17 protein-coding genes and 1 riboswitch are annotated in these 17,576 nt (G+C 62.6%); of the genes, 6 read left to right on the top strand and 11 right to left on the bottom strand.

The annotated features are described in order from the left end of the window. Positions 1-15 precede the first annotated feature (15 nt). Genes ACVTFQ_RS20320 through ACVTFQ_RS20295 form a run of 6 tightly spaced genes read left to right on the top strand, consistent with a single transcriptional unit; the run spans position 16 to position 6,992 of the window. Complete coding sequence (locus ACVTFQ_RS20320) at positions 16-969, top strand: carbohydrate ABC transporter permease (protein ID WP_470423989.1); 954 nt, start codon at positions 16-18, stop codon at positions 967-969. Next, complete coding sequence (locus ACVTFQ_RS20315) at positions 966-1,901, top strand: carbohydrate ABC transporter permease (RefSeq protein ID WP_112436581.1); 936 nt, start codon at positions 966-968, stop codon at positions 1,899-1,901. The genes ACVTFQ_RS20320 and ACVTFQ_RS20315 overlap by 4 nt, the downstream gene beginning before the upstream one ends. A gap of 4 nt (positions 1,902-1,905) precedes the next feature. After that, positions 1,906-3,021: an ABC transporter ATP-binding protein gene (locus tag ACVTFQ_RS20310; RefSeq protein WP_112436582.1), complete on the top strand. Its 1,116-nt coding sequence runs from the start codon at positions 1,906-1,908 to the stop codon at positions 3,019-3,021. 20 nt (positions 3,022-3,041) lie between these two features. Continuing rightward, on the top strand, positions 3,042-4,547 hold the full coding sequence (locus ACVTFQ_RS20305; RefSeq protein ID WP_112436583.1) for an FAD-dependent oxidoreductase: 1,506 nt from the start codon (positions 3,042-3,044) through the stop codon (positions 4,545-4,547). Next, complete coding sequence (locus ACVTFQ_RS20300; protein ID WP_112436584.1) at positions 4,544-5,323, top strand: 3-ketoacyl-ACP reductase; 780 nt, start codon at positions 4,544-4,546, stop codon at positions 5,321-5,323. Before ACVTFQ_RS20305 ends, ACVTFQ_RS20300 begins: the two co-directional genes overlap by 4 nt. Positions 5,324-5,336: 13 nt before the next feature. Further along, positions 5,337-6,992, top strand: a complete 1,656-nt coding sequence (locus tag ACVTFQ_RS20295; RefSeq protein ID WP_112436585.1) for a GMC family oxidoreductase — start codon at positions 5,337-5,339, stop codon at positions 6,990-6,992. A 6-nt stretch (positions 6,993-6,998) separates the two neighbouring features. On the opposite strand, the gene eutC is transcribed toward ACVTFQ_RS20295, so the two are convergent. From eutC to ACVTFQ_RS20240, 11 genes are all read right to left on the bottom strand, one after another. Beyond that, positions 6,999-7,784, bottom strand: a complete 786-nt coding sequence (gene eutC / locus ACVTFQ_RS20290) for an ethanolamine ammonia-lyase subunit EutC (RefSeq protein ID WP_112436586.1) — start codon at positions 7,782-7,784, stop codon at positions 6,999-7,001. Next, on the bottom strand, positions 7,777-9,162 hold the full coding sequence (locus ACVTFQ_RS20285; RefSeq protein ID WP_112436587.1) for an ethanolamine ammonia-lyase subunit EutB: 1,386 nt from the start codon (positions 9,160-9,162) through the stop codon (positions 7,777-7,779). The genes eutC and ACVTFQ_RS20285 overlap by 8 nt, the downstream gene beginning before the upstream one ends. Positions 9,163-9,399: 237 nt before the next feature. After that, on the bottom strand, positions 9,400-10,188 hold the full coding sequence (locus ACVTFQ_RS20280) for a class I SAM-dependent methyltransferase (protein WP_413391242.1): 789 nt from the start codon (positions 10,186-10,188) through the stop codon (positions 9,400-9,402). Between the two features lie 12 nt (positions 10,189-10,200). Further along, positions 10,201-10,971 (bottom strand): ABC transporter ATP-binding protein, encoded by a 771-nt coding sequence (locus tag ACVTFQ_RS20275; protein ID WP_112436589.1) that lies wholly within the window; start codon positions 10,969-10,971, stop codon positions 10,201-10,203. Further along, a complete protein-coding gene (locus tag ACVTFQ_RS20270; RefSeq protein ID WP_112436590.1) occupies positions 10,968-12,008 on the bottom strand; it encodes a FecCD family ABC transporter permease in 1,041 nt (346 codons plus the stop codon). The genes ACVTFQ_RS20275 and ACVTFQ_RS20270 overlap by 4 nt, the downstream gene beginning before the upstream one ends. Continuing rightward, positions 12,005-13,036, bottom strand: a complete 1,032-nt coding sequence (locus ACVTFQ_RS20265) for an ABC transporter substrate-binding protein (RefSeq protein ID WP_112436591.1) — start codon at positions 13,034-13,036, stop codon at positions 12,005-12,007. The genes ACVTFQ_RS20270 and ACVTFQ_RS20265 overlap by 4 nt, the downstream gene beginning before the upstream one ends. Before the next feature lie 243 nt (positions 13,037-13,279). Continuing rightward, a riboswitch (cobalamin riboswitch) is annotated at positions 13,280-13,518 on the bottom strand. Positions 13,519-13,574: 56 nt separating this feature from the next. Next, positions 13,575-13,961 (bottom strand): c-type cytochrome, encoded by a 387-nt coding sequence (locus tag ACVTFQ_RS20260; RefSeq protein WP_112436592.1) that lies wholly within the window; start codon positions 13,959-13,961, stop codon positions 13,575-13,577. 153 nt (positions 13,962-14,114) lie between these two features. Beyond that, positions 14,115-15,347: an ABC transporter substrate-binding protein gene (locus ACVTFQ_RS20255; RefSeq protein ID WP_402930295.1), complete on the bottom strand. Its 1,233-nt coding sequence runs from the start codon at positions 15,345-15,347 to the stop codon at positions 14,115-14,117. A gap of 23 nt (positions 15,348-15,370) precedes the next feature. Then, positions 15,371-16,423, bottom strand: a complete 1,053-nt coding sequence (locus ACVTFQ_RS20250) for an aldo/keto reductase (protein WP_112436594.1) — start codon at positions 16,421-16,423, stop codon at positions 15,371-15,373. Between the two features lie 10 nt (positions 16,424-16,433). Continuing rightward, entirely contained in the window at positions 16,434-16,784 is a 351-nt protein-coding gene (locus ACVTFQ_RS20245; RefSeq protein ID WP_018896740.1) for a TIGR04076 family protein, read from the bottom strand. Then, the gene (locus ACVTFQ_RS20240; protein ID WP_112436595.1) at positions 16,777-17,535 is read right to left on the bottom strand and encodes a GntR family transcriptional regulator; all 759 of its coding nucleotides are present in this window, start codon (positions 17,533-17,535) and stop codon (positions 16,777-16,779) included. The genes ACVTFQ_RS20245 and ACVTFQ_RS20240 overlap by 8 nt, the downstream gene beginning before the upstream one ends. Positions 17,536-17,576: the final 41 nt, after the last annotated feature.

The following is a 17,576-nucleotide window of genomic DNA, read 5'->3' as shown; positions in this document are numbered from 1 at the left end:
AGGGGGATGAATGTTATGAGCACTATCGCTACCACCAAACCAGAAGTCAAAGCGCAGCGCGGAACCTCGTTTTCCTTGCGCGGCTGGCTACAGGATGCGCTGCCGAAAATCGTGCTCGCGCCGAGCTTCGCCATCACGCTGGTCTTCGTCTACGGCTTCATCCTCTGGACGGTCTATCTGTCCTTCACCAATTCAAAGACCTTTCCGTCCTACGCGCTGACCGGGCCTCGCGCCTATCAACGGCTCTGGCGCTGGACCTTCGAAAGCGATCCGCCGTCGTCCTGGTACACGTCGATCACCAATATGGGGATCTTCGGCTTTCTTTATATCGCGATCTGCCTGGGCCTCGGGCTGCTGCTTGCCATCCTGCTCGACCAGAAGATCCGCGGCGAAGGCATTCTGCGGCCGATCTTCCTCTATCCGATGGCCCTCTCCTTCATCGTGACAGGCGTTGCCTGGAAATGGTTCCTCGATCCGGGCCTCGGGCTGGAACAGACGCTGCATCATTTCGGCTGGACGAGCTTCCACTTCGACTGGATCAAGAACAAGGACTTCGTGATCTACACCGTCGTCATCGCCGGCGTCTGGCAGGCCTCGGGCTTCGTCATGGCGATGTTCCTCGCGGGCCTTCGCGGCATCGACAGCGAGATCATGAAGGCGGCGCAGATCGATGGTGCCTCGACGGTGCAGCTCTACCGCCGCATCATCATTCCGCTTCTGAGACCCGTCTTCCTCTCCGCCTTCATCGTGCTCGCGCACATGGCGATCAAGTCCTACGACCTTGTGGTCGCGCTGACCTCCGGCGGTCCCGGCGGCTCGGCCTGGCTGCCGTCCAACTTCATGTACGAATACACCTTCAAGCGCAACGAAATGGCCGTCGGCTCGGCCAGCGCCGTGATCATGCTGATGACCATCTCGGCGATCATCATTCCCTATCTCTATTCGGAACTGCGGGAGAAATCGCGATGAGCACGGTCACATCGGATGCCTCCAGCATGGCACGCATGCGGATGCTCAACCGCATCGTCATCTACGGCGTACTGGCGATCTTCGCGATCATCTACCTGATGCCGCTTTTCGTCATGCTGGTCACCTCGTTCAAGACCATGGACGAGATCCAGGGCGGCAACATGCTGTCGCTGCCCAGCGCGCCAACGCTGGAGCCCTGGTTCAAGGCCTGGGGCGAGACCTGCGTCGGCCTCACCTGCGCCGGCATCAAGGGCTACTTCTGGAACTCGATCAAGATGGTCGTCCCCGCCGTCGCCATCTCGACCATCCTCGGCGCGTTGAACGGCTACGTGCTCACCAAATGGCGCTTCCCCGGCCATACGCTGGTCTTCGGGCTGATGCTGTTTGCCTGCTTCATTCCGTTCCAGTCGGTGCTGCTGCCGATGGCGACCATTCTCGGTAGCCTCGGCCGCTTCGGCAACATGCTCACCAATGATATCGGCATGTCGCTCGGCTTCGGTAACCCGACCGTCAACCTCGTTATCGTCCACGTCGTCTACGGTCTCGGCTTCACGACGCTGTTCTTCCGCAACTACTACGAGGCGTTTCCGACGGAACTGGTGCGCGCGGCGCAGGTGGATGGTGCAAGCTTCTTCCAGATCTTCCGCCGCATCATGCTGCCGAACTCGCTGCCGATCATCGTCGTGACCGTGATCTACCAGTTCACCAACATCTGGAACGACTTCCTGTTCGCATCCGCCTATGCGGGAACCGGCGAGTCCATGCCGATGACGGTGGCGCTGAACAACGTCGTCAACACCTCGACAGGTGTGGTCGAATACAATGTCAACATGGCCGCCGCGATGATCGCCGCCATGCCCACGCTTCTCGTTTACATCCTCGCCGGCCGCTACTTCGTTCGCGGTCTTATGGCGGGTGCGGTCAAAGGATAATCCCATGGCTTTTCTCGAAATCTCAGGCCTCAGAAAGCGCTTCGGCGCACTGGAAATCCTCAAGGGCATCGATCTTGAGCTGGAAAAGGGCGGCTTCCTGGTGCTGGTCGGTCCGTCCGGCTGCGGCAAGTCCACGCTGCTCAACACCATCGCCGGGCTGGAAGCCATCACCGAGGGCGACATCAGCGTCGATGGCCGCAGCATCTCGGATCTGCATCCATCCAAACGCGACATCGCCATGGTGTTCCAGAGCTACGCGCTCTATCCGAACATGACGGTCGCGGGAAACATCTCCTTCGGCATGGAGATGCGCGGCGTGCCAGCCGACGAGCGCAAGGCCGCGATCGACAAGGTGGCCAAGGTGCTGCAGATCGGCCATCTGCTGGACCGCAAGCCGAGCCAGCTTTCGGGCGGTCAGCGGCAGCGCGTCGCAATGGGCCGCGCGCTGGTGCGCGATCCCAAGCTCTTCCTGTTCGACGAGCCGCTCTCCAACCTCGATGCCAAGCTGCGCGTCGACATGCGCATCGAGATCAAGCGGCTGCACCAGGCGACGGGCAAGACGATCGTCTACGTCACGCACGACCAGATCGAGGCGATGACGCTTGCGACCAAGATCGCCGTGATGAAGGACGGCGAGGTGCAGCAGTTCGGCACGCCAGCCGAGATCTACAACAACCCCGCCAACATGTTCGTCGCCGACTTCATGGGCTCTCCGGCCATGAACCTGCTCTCCGGCACCATCGAACAGGGCGCGACGGGCCTCTCTGTCTCGCTCGCCCGCCCCAGCGGCGAGCCCATCCGCCTGCCGATCGCGCCGGGCCGCGAAGCGCTGCAGGCGCATGCCGGCCGACAGATCGTCTTCGGCATCCGGCCGGAAGCGCTAACCGACCCCGACGGCGCCGACCGCAACGCGCGTACACTTGCGGAAGGCGATTGCCTGATCGACGTCGTCGAGCCGGCCGGGTCCGACACCTTCGCGGTCACGAAACTGGGCGGCAAGGAAGTCGTCGCCCGCCTGCGCGCCGATGCCCGGATTCAGCCCGGCCAGAACGCGCGGCTGGCATTCAACCTCGACAAGGTGGTCTTCTTCGACCCGCAGAGCCAGGCGCGGATCGCGTGATCTGACGGCGGGACAACAATATGAACAGAACACCTGATATCGTCATCATCGGCTCGGGCATCGGTGGCGCGACCGTCGCTGCCGGGTTGGCTGCCACCGGAGCCGAAATCCTTATTCTCGAAGCCGGCGAACGGATCGCCGACCACCCCGTCAACCGCGACCAGCGGGCGATCTTCCAGCGCGGCCATTTCCGCCCGAAGGAAACCTGGTACGAGGCAGACGGTACCGGCTTCAATCCCGGCAACTACTACAATGTCGGCGGTAATTCGAAATTCTTCGGCGCCGTGCTCTCGCGCTACCGCCGCGAGGATTTCGAGGAAATCCATCACCGCGAAGGCGTGTCGCCGGCTTGGCCGTTTCCCTATGAGGAACTGGAGCCGTGGTATGGCCGCGCCGAGAAGCTGTACCGGGTGCGCGGCGCGCTCGGCGATGACCCGACGGAGCCGGCGCATTCGACAGCTTATGATTATCCGCCGGTGCGCGAAGAACCCGCCATCGCCGATGTCAGGGCACGGCTGAAGGCGAAGGGGCTGCACCCCTTCTCGCTCCCCTTGGGTGTCGATATCGACAAATGGCTGGCGAAGGCGCCAACCCCCTGGGATGCGCATCCGAACTCCGACGACGGCAAGATGGACGCGGAAACGGCGGCGCTGGCGCAGGCGCTGCAACACGACAATGTCCGCCTTCAGACCAATTCTCCCGTCATCAAGCTGGAAGCGGATGCGGACGGCCGCATCTCTGGCGTCACCTACCGCAAAGGCGGCGAAACCCGCACGCTTCATCCAAAGCTCGTGATCCTGAGCGCAGGCGCGGTGCAATCAGCGGTGCTGTTATTGCGCTCTGCAAATGACCGGTTTCCCGATGGCCTCGCCAATTCGTCAGGTCAGGTCGGGCGCAACTTCATGAACCACAACTCGTCGGCCGTGATCGGTGTCTCGCCGCGATATCGAAACACCTCGATCTACCAGAAGACCTTCGCCTTCAACGACTTCTATCTGTCCGACGGCAATGGCGGACCGCCGCTTGGCAACGTCCAGCTTCTTGGCCGCATCTCCGGCAAGGTCCTTAAAGGATCGCTGCCGAATGTCCCGGAATGGCTGCTAAATCGGATCACCGGCCATGCGATCGATTTCTACGCGATGAGCGAAGACGTTCCCAATCCGGAAAGCCGGGTCATGGTCGACGGCGACCGCATCGTGTTGAAATGGCAGCGCACCAACTGGGATGCCCACCTTTCGCTCGTCTCCAAGCTCAAGGACATCCTGAAGTCGATCGGCTTTCCGCTGGTGCTCAGCCGGCCCTTCGACAAGCGCACGCCCTCGCACCAGTGCGGAACCATCAGGATCGGCCGCGACCCGGCGTCGGCTCCCCTCGACATCTATTGCCGCGCCTTCGATCACCAGAACCTCTTCGTCGTCGATGCAAGCTTCCTGCCGACCTCGGCGGCCGTCAATCCGGCCTTGACGGTGGCGAGCCAGGCGCTGCGCGTCGCCGACCACATTGCATCAAAGGATTTGAGAGCATGACGACGCATTCGGACAAGCCCGTCGCCGTGGTCACCGGCGGCCGTCGTGGCATCGGGCTCGGCATCGCCGGCGCTCTGGCGAAATCAGGTTTCAATGTCGTGATAACAGGCGTCGGTGCCGTGGAGACCGCGGACGAGACCGTCGCGCAGCTGAAGCAGCACGGTGGCGATGCGATCTACCTGCAGGCAGATATCTCGGCTGTCGAAAAGCACGAGGAAACCATTCACGCGATCTTACAGGCGTTCGGGCGCATCGATTGCCTGGTCAACAATGCTGGCATGGCCGCCGTGGTCCGGGGCGACTTCCTCGGCCTGACGCCTGACAATTTCGACGCGATCATGGCCACGAACCTGCGCGGCACCGTGTTCTTCACCCAGGCGGTGGTGAAAGCGATGCTCGTATCCGGCAACAAGCCGCACCCGCGTTCGATCATCAATATCACCTCGGTATCGGCCGAGGCGAGTTCGCCGGAGCGGCTGGACTATTGCATCAGCAAGGCGGGTCTTGCCGCCTTCTCGCAAGGGCTCGCGCTGCGTCTGGCGGAATCGGGCATTTCCGTCTTCGAACTCCGGCCGGGCATCATCCGCACCGACATGACGGCAGGCGTGACCTCGAAATACGACGCTTTGATCGAAGGCGGGCTCGTGCCGATGAAGCGCTGGGGCGAAGCCGACGATATCGGCCGGATTTGCTTGGCACTCGCCTCGGGCGCCTTCGCCTTTGCAACCGGCACCGTCATCGATGCCGATGGCGGCCTTTCCATTCCCCGCTTGTGACAGGATAGAACCAATGGGCTTTGACTATATCATAACGGGCGCGGGTCCCGCCGGCTGCGTGCTCGCCAGCAGGCTGAGCGAAGATCCAGAGGTCAGCGTGCTGCTTCTGGAAGCTGGTGGCGGCGACTGGAATCCGCTGTTTCATATGCCGGCCGGCTTTGCCAAGATGACCAAGGGTGTGGCCAGCTGGGGATGGGAAACCGTTCCGCAGAAACACATGAAAGGCCGGGTACTGCGCTATACGCAGGCAAAGGTGATCGGCGGCGGCTCGTCGATCAATGCCCAGCTCTACACAAGGGGCAATGCCGCCGACTATGATCTCTGGGCCAGCGAGGATGGCTGCGAGGGCTGGGACTACCGCTCGATCCTGCCTTACTTCAAGCGCGCCGAGGACAACCAGCGCTTCGCCGACGATTACCACGCCTATGGCGGGCCGCTCGGCGTCTCGATGCCCGTCTCTGCGCTGCCGATCTGCGACGCCTATATCCGCGCCGGCCAGGAGCTCGGCATTCCCTACAATCACGACTTCAACGGCAAGCAGCAGGCGGGCGTCGGCTTCTACCAGCTGACCCAGCGCAACCGCCGGCGTTCGTCCGCGTCACTCGCCTATCTCTCGCCCATCAAGGGCCGAAAGAACCTGACCATCCGCACCGGCGCCCGCGTGAGCAGGATCGTGATCGAGGGAACGCGGGCCGTCGGCGTCGAAGTGGTGACGGACAAGGGCTCCGAGGTGATCCGCGCCGAGCGCGAAGTGCTGGTGTCATCAGGCGCGATCGGCTCGCCGAAACTCCTGCTGCAATCCGGCATCGGCCCGGCCGATCATCTGACATCGGTCGGCGTCAAGGTTCAGCACGATCTACCCGGCGTCGGCGGCAACCTGCAGGACCACCTCGACCTCTTCGTCATTTGCGAATGCACCGGCGACCACACCTATGACGGCGTCGCCAAATTGCACCGGACCGTCTGGGCGGGGCTGGAGTACATCCTCTTCCGCACCGGCCCGGTTGCTTCCTCGCTCTTCGAGACGGGCGGCTTCTGGTACGCGGACCCGAATGCGCGTTCTCCCGATATCCAGTTCCACCTCGGCCTCGGCTCCGGCATCGAGGCGGGCGTCGAGCGGCTGAAGAACGCCGGCGTGACGCTGAACTCGGCCTATCTCCACCCACGCTCACGCGGCACCGTCAGGCTCAAATCATCCGATCCGGCGGCAGCGCCGCTGATCGATCCGAATTACTGGTCCGATCCACATGATCGGACGATGTCGCTCGAAGGCCTGAAGATCGCGCGCGAAATCATGCAGCAGGCGGCGCTGAAGTCCTTCGTGCTGGCCGAGCGGCTTCCCGGGCCCAAGGTGATGACCGACGACGAACTCTTCGACTATGGCTGCGCCAACGCCAAGACCGATCACCACCCCGTCGGAACTTGCAAGATGGGCACGGGCGCCGACGCGGTCGTCGGCCTCGATCTCAAGGTGCACGGGCTGGAAGGGCTGCGTGTCTGCGATTCCTCCGTCATGCCGCGCGTTCCCTCTTGCAACACCAACGCGCCGACGATCATGGTGGGAGAGAAGGGCTCGGACATCATTCGCGGCAAGCTGCCGCTCCCCGGCGCCATCTTCGAGCACGAGCGCAATGACACACGGCCGCGCGCAAGGGCGGGCATCCGGTGAAACCGATTACGAAGCGCTGGGCAACCTGACCAGCGCTTCCTTCAGGCCGACGCCGCTGACACCTGTCTTCGTCATGTCGGCGATCAAACCGGCGATGGTCTTCGCCGCCTGCTCCATCGACAGGCCACCCTCGCGCATGTTCGACACGCAGTTGCGCCGGGAATCCGGCGTGCCGACGGATGGCTCGTAGGTGATGTAGGCGCCGAGACTGTCGGCAGCGGAGAGACCCGGCCTCTCGCCGATCAACACAATCGTCATCCGAGCACCGAGAATTTCGCCGACCTCATCGGCAAGCGCCACCCGCGCCTGGCGGGCGACTGTAACCGGGCCGATCGACAAGCCAGCTAAGCGCAACAGGCCCGAGAGTTCGCGCACGAGCGCGACCGCATTGATATCGACCGCACTCGACGAGAGGCCGTCGGCAATGGTGATGACGACGTCGCATCCTTTGGCCTCAGCCGGCAGAGCATCCAGCCGCTCGACCGAGGCGCGCGACAACTTGCGGCCAAGATCCGGCCGGCGCAGGTAGCTGCCGCGATCTTCGGCCATGCTCTCCACCGACACGACATCCAGCCCGAGCGCGTTGAGATCGCTCTCCAGCCTGTTTTCGTCGACGGTCGACCATACCGCTTCGCGGGCCCGTGCGTGATCGAGCAAGAAGGCCAGTTGCGCTTTGGTCGGGGCGCCGGATCCAAAGCGCCCGAGCGCGACGCGCGCATCGGTCATCTCAGTGAGATCGACGGTGGCCGGCTGGTAATCGGCTCTGAGTTCGGTGGCGGTGGATTTAGACAAGAGCGGCCCTCGACAGGTAATCGGTCAGCATCGCCGGCGCACCGGATAGTGCCCCGGCTTCATTGGTCAGTCCGACATCGCGAAGCCACGTCTCGAACTCCGGCGCCGGCGGGCGGCCAAGGGTCTCGCGGCAGAACACGGCGTCGTGGTGAGAGAGTGACTGATAGTTCAGCATGATGTCGTCGGCACCCGGGACGGTGATGACGAAATTGACGTTTGCCGCGCAGAGCAGCGTCAACAGCGTATCCATGTCTTCTTGGTCGGCATCGGCATGGTTGGTGTAGCAGACGTCGACACCCATCGGCAGGCCGAGCAGCTTGCCGCAGAAATGATCCTCGATACCGGCGCGGATGATCTGCTTGCCGTTGAAGAGATATTCCGGACCGATGAAGCCGACCACGGTGTTGACCAAGAGCGGATCGAACTCGCGCGCGACCGCGTAAGCTCTGGTTTCCATCGTCTGCTGATCGACGCCGAAATGGGCGTCGGCCGAGAGCGCTGCCCCTTGCCCGGTTTCGAAATACATCAGATTGGCGCCCGGCATGCCGCGCTTCAGTGATCGCCCGGCATCCTGCGCCTCCTTCAGCAGCGCGAGATCGATGCCGAAGCCTTCATTGGCCTTCTGCGATCCCGCAACCGACTGGAACATCAGATCAACCGGCGCCCGCGCCTCGACCGCACGGATGGCGGTGGTGACGTGGCCGAGACAGCATGTCTGGGTGGGTATGGCGAGCCGCTCGCGGATTTCGTCGAGCAGCGAGACGATCCGCACATAGTCCTCAACACTATCAGTCGCCGGATTGACGCCGATGACGGCGTCGCCGGAGCCCATCAACAGACCATCGATCGCCGAGGCGGCAATGCCGCGGCTGTCGTCGGTCGGATGGTTCGGCTGGTTGCGGGTCGACAAGCGGCCGGTGAGGCCAAGCGTGTTGCGAAAGCGCGTGACGACCTGCCGCTTGGCGGCGACGGCGATCAGATCCTGCAGCCGCATGATTTTTGAAACGGCCGCCAGCATCTCCGGCGTGATGCCATAGGTGATCGCTTCGAGCGTCCGCTGGTCTGTTTCCGGCTTCAGCAACCACTCGCGAAACTCGCCCACCGTGAACGAACTGATCGGCGCGAAGGCTTGCCCGTCGAACTGTCTCGCGATCAGCGCGGAGACCTCGTCACTTTCCGATGGGATAACCTCTTCGGCGAGAAACGCCTTCAGTGGCAGATCGGCAAGCGCCATCTGCGCGGCCAAGCGCTCGACCGGTCCGCTGGCCGCGATGCCGGCGAGCTGATCGCCGGAGCGTTCCGGCGTCGCTTTTGCGAGGAGGTCCTTGAGATCGCGAAAGCTGAAGCGCGTTCGCTCGATCGTCGTGCTGTATGCCATTCCGGGAGTCCTAGCGTTCAAGGGTCTCAGCCCATCCCGATCCGATCGGGCTGGCTGACAGGCGTATTCCTCCCTTGAGCCAGCCGGCGCTCTGCCTTTCGAGGCGATGATCCGGCCTCCCGTGCCGATCACCGCAAGCATGAGCACCATGCCGTGATGCACAGATGACCCCGTCTAGCCGATCACGTCAACATGCTGCGATGGCAGCAGGCTGCAAAATTCGCAATTCAGCTATTCCTAGTCTTGCGAAACGCCAGCGGATTTGGCGATGAGAATGAAGCGCCGATAGACCAGCGTCCTGAGCTTGTTGCGCAGGTTGGCGCCACGCCGCTGCGCCTTCGCGATCGGTCCATGCGACGAGATCTCGAAGCTCACGAAACCGGCCTGCTTCAATTGTGGAATGAGATCATCCGTCCGCAGCCCGGCGCCGAAGGGGAGTTCAGCCATGATCGTCGAATGACGCTCGCTCATCGCGCCGTCATAATGCCGGTCCGCGCCGCAGAAGCGATCGATCTGCCGGATAATCCATGCCGCCGCGCGTCCAAGGCGCGTTGGCTTTGCCCAATCGCCGTCGAAGACCAGAAGCGTGCCACCCGGCTTCAAGACCCGATGCCACTCGCCGAATGCCTTTGCGGGATCTGTCAGCGTCCAGACCAGATGCCGGCAGATGATCGCGTCGTAGCAGCCATCCGGCTCCATCGGATTTTCGGCATCGGCGAGCACGAAGCGCAGCCGTTCCTTGCCGGCGTGCTTGGCTTTCGCGATGGACAGCATGGCCTCGGAGAAATCCAGCGCGGTCACATCGTGGCCGAGATCGTGGATCACCGCCGTGACCTCGCCGGTGCCGCAGGCAAGTTCGAGGACACGCAACGGCTTGGTCCCCAGATGGTCGCGCATCGGCTGCTGCCAGGCGTCGAACTCCGGGCCACGCGGTATCCTGTGGCCGAAGGCAAGATCGAAAGTCTGCGAGCGCTTGGACCAATAGTCCCTGATCTCTTCCTTCAAATCGAAATTGGTTTGTCTGATGGACATCGGACCTCAAGAAATACAGCCAAGAAAATGGATATGCTGCCGACCATGATGCGGCGAGCGCTCGATATGGGCGCGCACCCCGAACACGTCGGCGATCAAGTCTTCGGTCAATACCTCGTCCGCCGGTCCGACCGCAACAAGCCGACCCTGGCTAAGCACAGCAATCCTGTCGCAAAACATGGCGGCGAGGTTCAGATCATGCAGCGCGACGATGCTTGTGACCGGCAGCTTGGCAACCAGCGACAGGATTTCGAGCTGATGCTGGATGTCGAGATGATTGGTCGGTTCGTCGAGCAGAAGCTCGGTCGGCGTCTGCGCCAGTGCGCGCGCGATATGCACACGTTGGCGCTCGCCGCCAGACAGCGTATGCCAGAGCTGCCGCGCCTTCTCGACCATGCCCACCTGCCGCAGAGCATTCTCGACCGCCTCCTCGTCATTGGCGCTCCACGGCGCCAGCGGACCACGATGCGGCGTGCGCCCGAGACGGACGACCTCGGTCACCGTCACCTGTGTCTCCGTCGTGGCCTGCTGCTCGACAAAGGCAACGCGCCTCGCGATATCGCGGCGCGCCAGCGTATCGATACCGGTATCGCCGAGGGCGATGACGCCGCTCTTGACCTTGCGCAACCCGCCGATCAACCGCAGCAGGCTGGATTTTCCCGAACCGTTCGGCCCGATGAGACCGAGCGTCTGGCCGGTAGGGACCTCAAGGCTCACGCCCTTGACGACAAGCACGCCTGATGTTGCCCAATGCACGTCGCTGATGGAAATGCTCATGCTGGCCGCCTCGCCTTGTAGAGAATGAGCGCGAATGCCGGCGCGCCGAAGAGCGCGGTGACGACGCCGATCGGCAACACCTGCTGCGGAATGATGACGCGTGAGACGATATCGGCGATCACCATGAAGATCGCTCCGGATATCGCCGTTGCCGGCAACAGGCGCCCATGCCCCGGCCCGACCACGAAACGCGCCGCATGCGGAATGACCAGCCCGACGAAGCCGATCGAGCCAACGATGCAGACCATCGTCGCCGTAAGCAGCGCCGTGAGTGCGAGCAGCACGATCCGGATGCCAGCGACAGGAATGCCGAGCGCTGCCGCAGCGTCGGTGCCGAAGGTGAAGGCGTCGAGCGCACGGGCATAGAGCATGCAGACGAGAAAGCCGGCGATCGCAACAGGAGCGGCGAGATAGACATCCGGCCAGCGCACACCGGACAGGCTGCCGAGAAGCCAGAACATGACGCCGCGCGCCTGCTCGGCATTGGCCGATGTGGTGACGATATAGGATGTCAGCGCGTTGAAGAGCTGCGAGCCAGCGACACCGGCGAGAATGATACGGTCCGTCCCGCCGCCGGAGCCTGCCGCCAGCAACGACACCAGCAGGAACGCCGCGACTGCGCCGACGAAAGCGCCGGCCGAAAGCGTCAACACGCCATAGCCGAAGCCGAGGATCATGACCGCGACGGCCCCAGTTGACGCGCCGGCCGAGATGCCGAGCACATAGGGCTCGGCCAGCGGATTGCGCAGCAGCGCCTGCAGCACCGCGCCGCATAGCGCAAGAGCGGCTCCGGCGCTGGCTGCCACAAGCGCGCGGCTCAGGCGATAATCCCAGATGATGCCTTCATGGATGCGGCTGAGTTCAAAGCCGGTGCCGAAGACACGGTTCGCCACGGCCTTGGCGGTCGTGCCGACAGGAATGGAGATCTCGCCGATGGACACGGCGAGACTGATGACAAAGCCCAATGCCACGATGGCAAGGACGAAGAGCGCGACCAGCGTTCTCCATCCCCGGTGGGCAATCGACGCGTGCCTCACTTGGAAAGACCGAAGGACTTGATGCCGACGGCGAGGCGTTCCAGGCCATCGATGGTGCGGATCGTCGGGTTCATCGACTGCGCATCCATCTCGACGAAGTGCCTGTTCTTGACGGCATCGAGCTGGCTGGTGACAGGGTCCTTTTCAAGGAAATCGATCTTCACCTTCGGATCGTCGGCTGCATAGCGGCGGCGGTCCATGGTGGCGATGACGATGACCGCAGGATTGGCCTGCGCGATGGTTTCCCATCCGACCAGCGGCCACTCTTCCTCGGTGCTGACGACGTTGCGGGCGCCGAGCGTTTTCAAAATATAGGCCGGAGCGCTGTTCTTGCCGGCGATAAAGGCATCGCCCTGCACTTCCTTGCTGGAAAACCAGAAGGCGACAGGCAGATCCTTAGCCGACCCGCCAAGCGATGCCACGGCATCCGCTTCGCGCTTCTTCAAGTCGGCGATCAGGGCCGCGCCGCGATCCTGGATGTCGTAGATTTCCGCCAGTTCGGCGATCTCCTGGTAGATCAGCTCCATGGTGAAGAGCTCGCTACGCACCCCGTCGCCACCATCGGTATTGACCTTCGCGACGCAATCGGCCGGCGAAACATAGGTCTTGATGCCGAGCCCGGCGAACTGCTCGCGCTTGCCGACCGACCCTTGCGTGCCGACATGCCACTCGAACTCGGCCGCAACCAGATCCGGCTCCTGACCGACGACGGATTCAAAGCTCGGATCATTGTCGGCCAGCCGCTTGATCTTCTGGTTGACCTCGGCATAGGCGGGCAGCACCGGCCCGACCCAGACCGCCGTGCCGACGATCTTGTCGGCGAGGCCGAGCGAATAGAGAATTTCGGTCATGCCCTGACCGATCGACACCGTCTTCTTCGGCGCGCTGTCGAATGTCACCTGCTGGCCGCAATTGGTGATCGTCAGCGGATAGGTCGTTGCCGCGGCGTGGGCAGAGGGTAGAAAGGTGGTGAAAGCGCAAGCCGTCGCGATCGAAAGCAGCGCGGTTCGCAGGATGATGCGGTTCATATTGGTCCTCATGTATGGCTGAAGCCCGCAGCCGACTGGCCGTGGCTGTGAAACTCGAAGCGGGACCGCCACGGATGATGCAGGACGAAACAGCAAAGCGCTCGCCTGACATCATGCGGCGGCGAAAGCTATCGCGGAATCACGGCCATGAGATTGCGGAGGGGAATAAAGCGGGACCGCGCCAGCGGCTGACGTCAAAAACCATCATATGATGCTCCTCTCCGGACAACCCCGTCCGGGATGGTGGACACTGTTTTGACGGCAGGTCTCCTGGCTTGCGAATATGCGCCTAACATCTGCCTTCCCACGAAGAGCTTCGCAGTGGCATGGCGTTCGAGACGAACACCACAAGGACATCAGGCAATCCGCTTACAGTTGCGGGGGCAGCCACGGTCTTGGCCCCATTCGGGTCATCCGCACCGTGTTCCCTATTAATCCCGTCGGAAGTCATCCCTTCGGGAACCATCGAGGCTGACTTAGGCGATCCGGCGTCAAGACGTCAAGACGTCAAGACGTGACGAGCCGACATTTGGCGCGTCTAGGGATTGGCTCGGAGATAGCCGATCAGGTCGCTGATCTCCGACGTCGTCCAGAGGCCGCCGAAGCTCATCTTCGTTCCCGGCACTTTCTTCTTGGGGCTGGACAGAAACTCCGAGAGCGCCGCCTCATCCCAGACAAGCCCACCCGCGCCGGCTGTCTTCATCGCGTCGGAATATCTGTAGTCGGGCAAGCTTCCGGCTGGGCGACCAACGACGCTCTTCAGATGCGGGCCGAAGCCGTTGCGTTCGGAATCGACCGTGTGACAGGCGACGCACAGCCTGAACACCCGCCTCCCGTGCTCGATGTCCTCGGCGGATGCCGCGGATGTCATGACGAGCAGGCTGGCGATCGAACAGATCGACGAAAGGATTGAGCGCTTTTTCATATGTCGATGGCCTGTCGTGTTGGTTGCCAAATGCATGGTGCCGTTTTTACGTCGCGCGATCCGCGAACGACACTGCTTACCCAACAAAGCACATATGCGCCCAGACCGGACTGGTGCGACATGGGAGCACAGCTCCCATGTCGCCTGGTACCTTTACTGCGCGGTCTTGATCTTGGTGACCTCTTCGGCGCTCAATTCGCCGACCGTCGTCACCTCGCCATTGCTGATCTTCCACAGGCGGAAGGGACCGGTGATGTCGCCATACGTGTCGAAGCTGACAGGGCCGATGACACCTTCATACTTCACCGGCTTGCCTTCCTTGATGAGCTGCAGCGCCTTGGCGAACTCTTCCTTGCCGGCATGGATAGGCGTGCCACCCGCGGCGACAACTTCCGGCATGGCTGCCTTGATGGCTGCCGCATCGGCCTTGCCGGCCTTGGCGATCGCCAGCGCCACGATTGCACCGGCGTCATAAGAGCGGTCGGCGGCCGGGGCCGAAGGCGAGATGCCGCCGGAGAAGGCCTCGTAATTGCCGTTGAAATACTCAGTCGACGCCGTCGGGCTGGTGCCCGAGGAGGTGCCGTAGGCGTTTTCCAGATACTGCGCGCCGACGCTCTCGATGAAGTCCTTGGAGTTCATACCGTCGTTCAACAGGAAGGTCTGCTTGCCACCGCCGGAAACCCAGGCGCGGGCGATGGTCGCGCCATCGACGGGGGTGCTGACGAGATAGAGCGCATCGGGATCGCCAGCCATGGCGGCGCTGGCCTCGGACGCGTAGCTCGACTGCTTCTCGTTATAGGGCGTCGTCGAGGTGATCGTGCCGCCGAGCTTCTGGTAGGCGGTCGCGAACTCCTTGACCATGTTGACGCCGAAGTCGTTGTTGACGTTGATGATCGCGATCTTCTTCAGGCCCTGATCCATCGCGAACTTCGCGGCCGCCGTGCCCTGCAGCGCATCGGACGTGATGGTGCGGAAGAAGACGCCGTTGGTCTTGCCGCTGCGGCCAAGCTCGGTCAGTGTTGGCGAAGAGGATGCTGGCGAGACCTGCACGACGCCGGCCGGTGCCGTCACCGAAGTCAGAATCGGGATCGATACCGACGAGATGATGCCGCCGATGATGACCGGCACCTTCTTGATGTTGACGAGCTGCGTCGCCTGATCGACGGCGACGTTGCCCTGGCTCTGGCTGTCGCGCGTATCGGCAACGATCTTGCAACCATTGACGCCACCGGCGTCGTTGATATCGCGGAAGGCCATCTCGACGGACTTCGCGCCCGCCTGGCCATATTCACCGGCAGGGCCGGTCAGTTCCATGACGAGGCCGACGGTGATGTCGCAATCGGCAGCAAACGTCGGCGCCGTCGATGCAGCAAGCGCAGCAACCATGGCGGAAAGCAGGAATGTCGTTCTCATTTTTGTTCCCCTTTGTTGAGATTGTACTTCATGATGCTGCCGTGGCGGCCTTCCCTGTCCCGCTCCAGCGTATAGACGTCGCCGTCGAGCGGCTTTGATTGCGCAAGGATCGCATCGATCTCGGCTCTATCCGTTTCGCTGAGCGCGATATCGGCGATGGCGAGATTGGACTTCAGATGCTCCCTGTTGCGGGCGCCGACGATGACGGCCGCGACGCCTGGCTTGGTCAGCATGGCGGCGCTGGCGATGGTGGCGATATCGGTGTCGTGCCGATCGGCGATCCCGCGCAGCGTCGATAGCAGCGCCTGGAACAGGTCCCAGCCGCCGAAATCATCGATGATCAGCTTGTATTTCGTCAGCGAGCGGTTTTCGAGCGGATGCTCCGGCTCCTTCTGGCCAAGCCAGCGGTCGCCGAGGAAGCCGCCGGCCACGGTGCCGTAGCAGAACAGCGCGAAGTTCTTCTCCTGAGCAAGCGCCACCATGCGCTTTTCCGGGCGCCGGTCGAGAAGCGAATATTGCTGCTGCAGCGAGGTGAAAGGCACGCCGGAGCCGATGATCGCCTCGATATGATCCGTGTCGAAATTGGTGCCGCTGATCTTGCCGATCTTGCCGGCCTCATGCAGTTCTTTCAACCAGCCCGCCGTCTCCAGCCAGCCCTCGATATCATAGGCCCACCAGTGGAACTGCACGAGATCGAGGCAATCGAGGTTGAGCCGCTTGCGTGAAGTATCGATGACGCTTTCGACATAAGCCTTGCTGATGTTTGGCAGCACCGTCAGATCGGGCACGAACTTGGTGTGGACGCGGATGCGCGACAGCGCCTCGGCGCCGCGCAGGTTCCTATAGGCGACGCGGAAACGGCCGATCAGCTCTTCGACACCGGTATAGATGTCGGCGCAGTCGAAGGTGGTGATACCGGCATCCGCGAATGCGATCATGTCCTCGACGGCGCTGTCGCCATCGATCGCGCCGTGCCCACCGGCCAACTGCCAGCCGCCGCGGATGACGCGGGAGATTTCGTAACCGGGGGCGATGGTGATGCGCTGCATATCTTTCGGCCTATTCGTCATTCAAAGGAACCGCCGTGGTGGCGGCATGGCTGAAACGGCGGATACCCGTGCGGGTGATCCTCAGCCGTGTCGAGCAATTCGGGTCCGGGCAAGCGATGTCGGCATCCGTCGTCATCCAGTCGTTGCGATCCGTCGGGCGCTGCTTGGCCGCGAGCAGCGGCAGCACGGAGGAGAGCGAGTAGATCGAGATCCCCTGCCCCTCCGGCAAATGCAGCATCTCGCCCTTGAGTTCGAAATGATCGCCCGGCCTGGCGCCGCAATAGACGGCACCGCCCTCTGGAATGATCACGTCGACCCTCAGATCGAACAGGTCGAAGCCGTCGTCGATGGGTTCAGCCATGGTGGTCTCCCGATGCATTGCCGTCAGGTTCGACATCCAGCCGCCCGCGGATGAGATCGAAGGAGCGGCTGATGTCGTTGGACAGCGATTGCATCGCGGCCTCGACATCGCGCTTTTCCAACGCATCGATCAGCGCCCAATGATGATTGGTGGCGGCAAGTCCGCCCTGTTCGTCGTGAATATGCGCGGCCTTGCGAATGATCGCGCCTGATTGGAGCCACAGGCTCTCGACGATCGGGATCAGCACCTGCGAGCGCGCCGCATGATAGATGTGGAAATGGAATTGCTGGTTCAGCGCCGAGGTGACATGGCCGATATCCTTGCCATGCTGCTCGAAAGCGAGATCGCAATCGACATTGATCTGCTTCAGCACGGCAAAGTCGTCATCCGTCAGATTGGGCAGCGCCAGCGCAACCATCTGGCCCTCGATCAGGATGCGGGCGCGGGCCAGATCGTCGAGACGGTCGCGGGTGATCAGCGGCACGCGCACCGAGCGATTGGGCAGCGATTCCAGCGCCTGTTCGGACACGAGACGGCCAAGCGCCTCGCGCACCGGCATGGTGCTGGTCTGAAGCCGCTCGGCCAGATCGACGATGCGCAGCACGTCGCCGGCATCGAACATGCCGTTGATCAGGGAATTGCGCAGCTGCGCGTAGACGCGGTCCTGCAGCGTCTCGCGCCCGACCGGCGACAGCGCGTCGTCGCGATCGGCCGGCTTGCTCGCATAGGCGCCAGCAGAGGGGACTACCATCGAGCCTGCTCCGTGGAACGCTGCTTTTTTCGGTTGCTTTT

The sequence above is a fragment of the Rhizobium sp. O111 genome, assembly GCF_055616315.1.
Note: the sequence above shows the minus strand (reverse complement) of the source record. Positions and strands in the feature narration are given on the sequence as shown.